Source organism: Granulicatella sp. WM01, from assembly GCF_004570605.1.
Taxonomy (GTDB): Bacteria; Bacillota; Bacilli; order Lactobacillales; family Aerococcaceae; genus WM01.
Map to the genome: position 1 here is coordinate 1 of NZ_SPPB01000075.1, position 7,078 is coordinate 7,078.

The window sequence follows — 7,078 nt, forward strand, 5'->3', positions numbered from 1 at the left end:
GCTATCTCAAGAGTATTGGAAAAACTCTTGAAGAGTATCAAGACAACAAGCTTGCTTGATACTTTAATAGCATACATTATTTTGCCCTATAAGTGCAATGATTTTTTTGAAAATCATTGCACTTATAGTGGCCCACATTTTGGGACATTTTCATTTTCGATTGACAGTCTTTTCTCTGGATTTATTTATTTTTTGTTCAAAATCTTAATAAGTATTTTTTCATATAATGTATGTTATTCAAATATGTATTTAAATATTTTGTCCATAAATCAGCCCTTTTACTCATTTTAATATCCATAAAGAAAAATGGATTTTAATATAATATTTTTTTCATGGATAAATCCTAAATGTCTACTGTCAAGTGAATCTCTTCTGTTATCTCCTAAGATAAAATAATGATTATCTGGTACTCTTTCAATCATAAAATCACTCGTTGAAAACTCTTCACCTTGTTTGTATCCATCTAAATAAGGTTCCTCTATACGACTATTGTTTATGTATAGTGTATTTTGTCTATACTCAACCTTATCGCCCGGTAAACCGATAATACGTTTAATAGATAATTGATTATCTTCCCCTTTTACAGCCACAACATCTAATCTATTGATGGAGTAAAACATTTTCATACCTATCATAATTTGATGATTTTCTACCGTATGGGTCATAGATTTTCCTGTAACACTCACAAAATCTATAATAAACCATTTTATTAATGCCAATATAAGCACAATAAAAAGTATAATACGTTGTTTTTTTATCACTTTTTTAAATTTTTCCATAATTCCCCTTGCTGTCCACTACCCTAATTATTTGAAATCCACACTTTTGTTATTAAGCGCCTATTTTTATAGAGTATTTTTATGTGAACACCGACTTTTCAAGATAAGCGAATAGTTAAAATACTACTCAATCTCAAATCTAAATATTTCTACACTATATAATGATAATACTTTCTCAAATAATATGCGTGTTAATATGGCAACTACTAATGGAACAATTAGCCATACAATACTAGCAATGAAAAGTGATAATCCACCTTTGATTGAAGCAAACATGCCCGTCAATCCAACTAACCCAAAACCAGCAGATTCAGGTGTACCAGTTACATTAAATATGGGAACTAACAGTCCTGTTAAAGCGGCTGTTGTTGTCAATGGTAAATAAATGATAGGATTTTTAAAAATGTTTGGCATCATCATTTTCATTGATCCTAAAGCAATTGCTGTTGTTACCCCTGGTTTGTTAACAGATATAGAGTGAACACATAATACAAAAGCTGTTGCTGCTACCCCCATAGCAGATGCTCCAGCAGAAATACCATTTAGTCCAATAGCTAAACCAATTGCTACAGTTGACATTGGCGTCATTAAAATAATAGCAAATGAAATTGAAATCAACATACTCATGACATAAGGTTGTAACTCTGTAAAGGTTTTTATCATTTCTCCAGTTGCACTTGTAATGCCTTTAGTATAGGGCAACATAAGTAATCCTACACTTGCACACAATGCGGCAATAATTGGCAATAAAATAATATTTAAAGATCCTAATTTTTCACCGATACAAAGTAAAAGAAAAACTGTTAACGATGCAACTAACATTGCATTAATAATATCTCCTGTACCAGATGTAAAATAGCTATTAGATACTTTTAACGCCTGTTTAATTAACGTGTCATTTCCTGTTTCTTGTGCTTGTTGTAAAAGTGTAAGAGCTGCAGCACTTGATTTTAAGGTGACACCAGAACCTACATAAGTAGCTGCAGCAATAACTGCTGCTTTTAATCCTTTAAAATTAAATTCTAAGGCAATCACTAATCCCATAAGTGCTGGTAAGACCGCTTGAAACAGTACATTTGCATTTTGCCATGCACCAATAAATGCATTTCCTTTAAATAGTTCAGCAGATAATACAACCGATAAAATTGCATTCGGTAGTAAACCAACTAATACGCCTATAGCTGTTCCGTTTAAAATTTTTGTTAAAAATGTCATGATTGACATATGTTTAGACTGTTCGTTTGTCATAAAAATATTCTCCTTTGTATCAATTCACTAAAAAATCGTATATAAATACTGAAAAAATAATTAATTCATAGAATATTGCTTAATTTTATAAAATAATCTTTTATCAAAATAGATATGCAGAAAATACTCGAAAAATTGATTACCAACTTTATGATAATGTAATGTTATTACATTTTATATCAAGAAAACAATTCTCTACATGTCATTACTGACATCATAGCCTGTATTCTGAAAAGTTAGTTTTAAATATCCTGCTAGACAAAAAATCGGTACTTTTTTACCAACAAAGCACCGGTTTCCTAATCTGTATCTTATTATAAAACTGCACTCTTATCGTTGCTATTATTTAAATTCATTCATTTCAAATATTAAATTGACAACGATAACCTTAATATTCATCTCACTAATACTCCTTCATCTTCTCATTTATCTCTTCGATTTCTAATGCTTGGTAGTATCATATCATATTTTCTGAAAAAATCCAGCGTTTTCTATAAAAAATAAATTTTTTTCTCCTACTACTAACATTCGTTTTTAAGGTAACTTAACTCATTCTCTATGGTATTACATATAAAATATAGCAACACACAATTGAAAAACTAGTAGAATTTTAGAACATGTCTCATGAATTGATTGCTTAGCCTATCTTATTTTCCCTTTGTAAAAATCTTATATTCAGCTATCTTTAGATTAATTTTTAGGCAAACAAAACTTGAAAATACAAAGAACTTTACCTAGATATTTACTTGCTTTACGTTAAAGTTATGTTTTCTTGTTTATGTAGTCTTTTTGAAAAAATCAATCACTTATGACTGTCAGTTTTCCACGTAAATATACACTAATTTTTTACTATTATGTAATGTATTTCATTATTTGCTTACATAGTATTATCACATCACTTTATTGTGTGTATGTTCACTATTTTTTTCAGCACGTTTCCTTATATTCATTTGAAGTATGTTCATATAATAAACAGCATCATTTGAAAGTGATGCTGTTTATTAATAGACTAGAAAAATTAAACATAGTAGTTATAATTACCTGATTTTCTTAATCTACTCTCTTCTTTAACTAATGAAATAAAGCACTCTTATCATTTCTAGTGTACACTACAACTTTATTTGTTTAACATGCTTTTAATGGGTTCAAAGGTTTTTCTATGGATGGCACTTACCCCATACTGACGTAATCCTTCTAAATGTTTTGTGGTACCATAGCCTGCATTATGCTCAAAATCATAATGAGGATATTTTTCGGCGTACTTACTCATCAAGCGATCTCTTGTTACTTTTGCTACAATACTTGCACAAGCAATCTGATAGCTATTGGCATCTCCTTTTATAAGTGATTTTTGTGGAATAGCTATATCTAAGTTCATAGCATCAATTAATAAATAGTCTGGTATAATATCAATCTGTTGAATAGCCTGTATCATTGCTAGTTTAGTAGCTTGATAAATATTTATATCATCAATAACATTAGGTTCAATAATTCCTATACCTACACTAATTGCTTTATCTATAATTTCAGCATATAATGCTTCTCTTTTTTGAGGAGAAAGTTGTTTCGAATCATTTACCCCTAAAATATAATCATCCATTGGCATAATGACACAAGCGGCAACTACTGGACCTGCTAAAGGCCCACGTCCAACTTCGTCTATACCTGCAATAAGATGATAACCTGATTGATATAATTCTTTTTCATAGCGTAACATCTCTTGCAATTTGACTTGCTCTTGCCTAGACTTTTCTTGTTTTTTTCGCCATTTTTCAAGAGCCGATTGGACACCTTTACGACTATCAGTTAACCAAACTTGACATAACTGACTTTCATCGTTTATTGTCTGGAGAGCAACGATGATTTCTTTAACACTCTGCACCTACTTTTCCCCCACTTCATGCACAAAATCTAGTGTATATTTGCCTAGTTTTCCTTGACGAACATCATGTATGAGTTTATCACTTGCTTTATCATACTCTTCTTTTAAGCCTAAGCGTTCAGTTATTTTTATTAATAGGTCTGAATTAGATAGGTTAAGATGCTCATCTTGTAATCCATACATCTTTTTTAAACGTTCTGGGTAATAGCGTGCAAAAAAATCTATAGCATATAAAGCAATATCTTCTTGATGAAGTATTGTATCCTTAATAGCACCTGTTAAAGCTAATTTTTTCCCAATATCCTGATCTTCGAATTTAGGCCACAAAATTCCTGGAGTATCTAATAATTCAAATTCATCACCTAGTTTTAACCATTGTTGTCCCTTGGTTACTCCCGGTTTGTTTCCCGTTTCAGCTTTATTTTTTTTTATGAAACGATTAATTAAAGTAGATTTTCCAACATTTGGGATACCTAGAATCATTAAGCGAATTGGACGATTTTTTAATCCTCTAGCTTTCAGTTTCGCCATTTTTTCGCTCATCAATTCTTTTAATGTGTCTTGAATATCTTTTATACCTTTACCGTCTTTAGCTGAAATAGGCACGACTTGCAAATGACGGTGCTTAAAATATGTTGTCCATTCATTTGTCTGTTTTATATCTGCCAAATCAGTTTTATTTAATACCATTACTCTAGGTTTTTGTCCAACAATATCATCAATGATTGGATTACGACTTGAATAAGGTAGCCGTGCATCTACCAATTCTACAATAATATCCACTAACTTTAGTTTTTCAACTGCCTCACGCCGTGCTTTTGCCATATGTCCAGGAAACCATTGAATTGTAGTCATCTTCTCCATTCCTTTCATCTCGTAAACTTTATCTTCTCTACTCTACATTATTTTGAGCATTTTAGCAAATATTGACTCAGTTATTTCATAGAATTAGCAAAAAACAACTGTTAAAAGCTAGTTTCAATTAATCATATTTAGTTATATGTTATCAAATATGTCAAAGGCATAAATGAAATTTAATTTATTTCCATGATTAATCTATTTCCCAATAACATCTAAATTTTCTTTTAATGCCTATATTTCTATAGTATAATAAACTTAGGATTATATTTTTAAAGGAGCTATTATCATGATTAAGTTATTTGCAACAGATTTAGATGGTACTTTTTTAAATCATCTTCATCGTTCAGATAAATGGAGCGAACGTGCTGTCAAAGAAACATTGGCACAACGTAAACATTTTGCGATTGCAACAGGGCGCCATTTGCACCCTAATCATAGAGTAGGACTAAAGTTTATTGATGAGCCAATTTATAAAGTATGCATGAATGGTGCATTAGTGCTAACTCCGTCTAATCATATTATTTCAGAACAGCGTATTGATAATGTATTCATTCAACTTCTTAATCAAACTTTTCCTGATATTGCATTTGAATATGTCACACGTCGAGGTGTCTATATTTCACGTTCAAACTGGAAACATTTTGTAAAGTTGAATAGTGACAAACTAATTTTTAAATACGTCATTAAACATGTGATTGCATTTTTTACTGGAAACTTTAAACATATTTCAGAATGTCAAGAACCTATTTTAAAAATAGATTGTTATGTAGGAAATAGTGAACGTGCTAATGACTTATGTACTTTTTTACATCAACATACTAACAAATGTCATAATGCAGGACCAAATAAACATCATTTTGAACTAACTGCTGCCCATGTAAATAAACAAACTGGATTAATGCATGTTTTAGCTGATTTACATTTATCTGAAAATGAAGTAGCTGTTTACGGAAATGATCGAAATGATTTGGAAATGTTAACGTATTTTAAAGAATCCTTTGCCCCAAGCAACGCTATTGTTTCTGTTAAGCAAGTGGTCAAAGAAGTTCTTGATTCAAATAAGCATAATGGTGTAGCCAAACATATTTTACAAACATTAAAATATAACAAACATAACTGATTTACTTAATAAGCTATTTTTCATTGATAAAATTTATCAATAATACGTTTGTTACATTATGCAAATTGAATGGATTAGTTATAAACTGCTCTACATTAGACATTCTATTCCAATCATATTATTTTTCATACATAATTGAAATTTGAAAAGAACTAAGTATTATCTGAAGTAATATGTTTAAAATTGCGAAAAATCAACGTTTATAAACAAAGATTTTTCGCAGTTTTTGTTATCTAATACTTTTTTCCAGTCCCGTTTTATACACAAAAACTAGCAAGAAATCAATTTTTAAGTTGGTTTCTTGCTAGTTTATTTATCTTACAGTCTCTTTACCATGTGTAAATAGCATATCTCTTAAAGAATCTGAGCGTTATTCTTCGTCTTCATTTCTTTTACGCCATAGTAAAAATAGTCCTAATGGAAGTAATGTACTTCCAAAACTAATAGGTAATAATGTACTTGCTTCTCCAGTATATGGTAATAATTTTCCACGTGATTTAGCGATTGGATTGATTGCCATAATAGCATCCACACCTTGACTTATTGCTTGTAAAACATCTGCTTGATTTGTTGCATTATCTATATCTTGTCTTGCTTTATTCGCTGTTGCATCTACAAGTTCTTTAGCTGCTGATTTTTCCTCTGCTGTTAAGTCGTTACGTGCGTCAATTTCTGCTTTTTTTACTTTTACAGCTTGTTCAATCGCATCTTTTGCTAATGTCTTAGAATCAGAATTGAAATGGAACTCTCCAATATTATCTATACCCATTTGTTTTGCTGCTTCCACTTCTGCATTTGTAATTGCAATATCAATGGCATGTTTTATTTCTAAAACTTTCAAATCAATCACTCGTTTAGCCACTTCTTTTTCTTCTGCTGTTAAATCAGAACGGTCATCAATTTCTGCTTTTTTAGCTAATGCAATTTTATCAATCTCTGCTTTAGCATTATTTTTAATCTCTGCTGGCGGATTAAATGCATTGATTACTGCTTGTCCTGCTATTTTAGCTGTGTCTACTTCTGCATTTGTTGTCGCACTATCAACATTTGCTTTTGCTTCTTTAGCCTTATCGTCAACTTCTTTCTTAGCAGCATCTTTTTCTTCTTGCGTTAATTCATTACGTGCATCGATGGCTGCTTTCTTAGCAGTTGCTGCATCTTCAATAGCGTTCTTAGCAGTTGTTTTAG

Annotated in this window: 6 protein-coding genes; 1 reads left to right on the plus strand and 5 read right to left on the minus strand. The window is 30.8% G+C overall.

Features of this window, described 5'->3' with window-relative positions:
- Nucleotides 1-287 precede the first annotated feature (287 nt).
- The 4 genes from lepB to ylqF all read right to left on the minus strand — a co-directional run bounded on the left by lepB (nt 288) and on the right by ylqF (nt 4,764).
- Nucleotides 288-779, minus strand: a complete 492-nt coding sequence (gene lepB, locus E4T68_RS07960; protein ID WP_135125815.1) for a signal peptidase I — start codon at nt 777-779, stop codon at nt 288-290.
- A gap of 123 nt (nt 780-902) precedes the next feature.
- The gene (locus E4T68_RS07965; RefSeq protein WP_135125817.1) at nt 903-2,027 is read right to left on the minus strand and encodes a PTS sugar transporter subunit IIC; all 1,125 of its coding nucleotides are present in this window, start codon (nt 2,025-2,027) and stop codon (nt 903-905) included.
- Between the two features lie 1,117 nt (nt 2,028-3,144).
- Nucleotides 3,145-3,909: a ribonuclease HII gene (locus E4T68_RS07970; RefSeq protein ID WP_135125819.1), complete on the minus strand. Its 765-nt coding sequence runs from the start codon at nt 3,907-3,909 to the stop codon at nt 3,145-3,147.
- Nucleotides 3,910-4,764 (minus strand): ribosome biogenesis GTPase YlqF, encoded by an 855-nt coding sequence (gene ylqF / locus E4T68_RS07975; RefSeq protein WP_135125821.1) that lies wholly within the window; start codon nt 4,762-4,764, stop codon nt 3,910-3,912. It lies immediately after the preceding gene.
- A gap of 292 nt (nt 4,765-5,056) precedes the next feature.
- Between ylqF and E4T68_RS07980 the strand changes: the two genes are divergently transcribed.
- The gene (locus tag E4T68_RS07980) at nt 5,057-5,890 is read left to right on the plus strand and encodes an HAD hydrolase family protein (protein ID WP_135125823.1); all 834 of its coding nucleotides are present in this window, start codon (nt 5,057-5,059) and stop codon (nt 5,888-5,890) included.
- A gap of 370 nt (nt 5,891-6,260) precedes the next feature.
- On the opposite strand, the gene E4T68_RS07985 is transcribed toward E4T68_RS07980, so the two are convergent.
- A partial coding sequence (locus E4T68_RS07985; protein WP_135125825.1) for a DUF1542 domain-containing protein occupies nt 6,261-7,078 on the minus strand: 818 nt, incomplete at its 5' end.

What these genes read in the sequence shown, in the direction of transcription:
- lepB (WP_135125815.1), bottom strand. Translation starts at nt 779, where the DNA reads ATGGAAAAATTTAAAAAAGTGATAAAAAAACAACGTATTATACTTTTT.
- E4T68_RS07965 (WP_135125817.1), bottom strand. Translation starts at nt 2,027, where the DNA reads ATGACAAACGAACAGTCTAAACATATGTCAATCATGACATTTTTAACA.
- ylqF (WP_135125821.1), bottom strand. Translation starts at nt 4,764, where the DNA reads ATGACTACAATTCAATGGTTTCCTGGACATATGGCAAAAGCACGGCGT.
- E4T68_RS07980 (WP_135125823.1), top strand. Translation starts at nt 5,057, where the DNA reads ATGATTAAGTTATTTGCAACAGATTTAGATGGTACTTTTTTAAATCAT.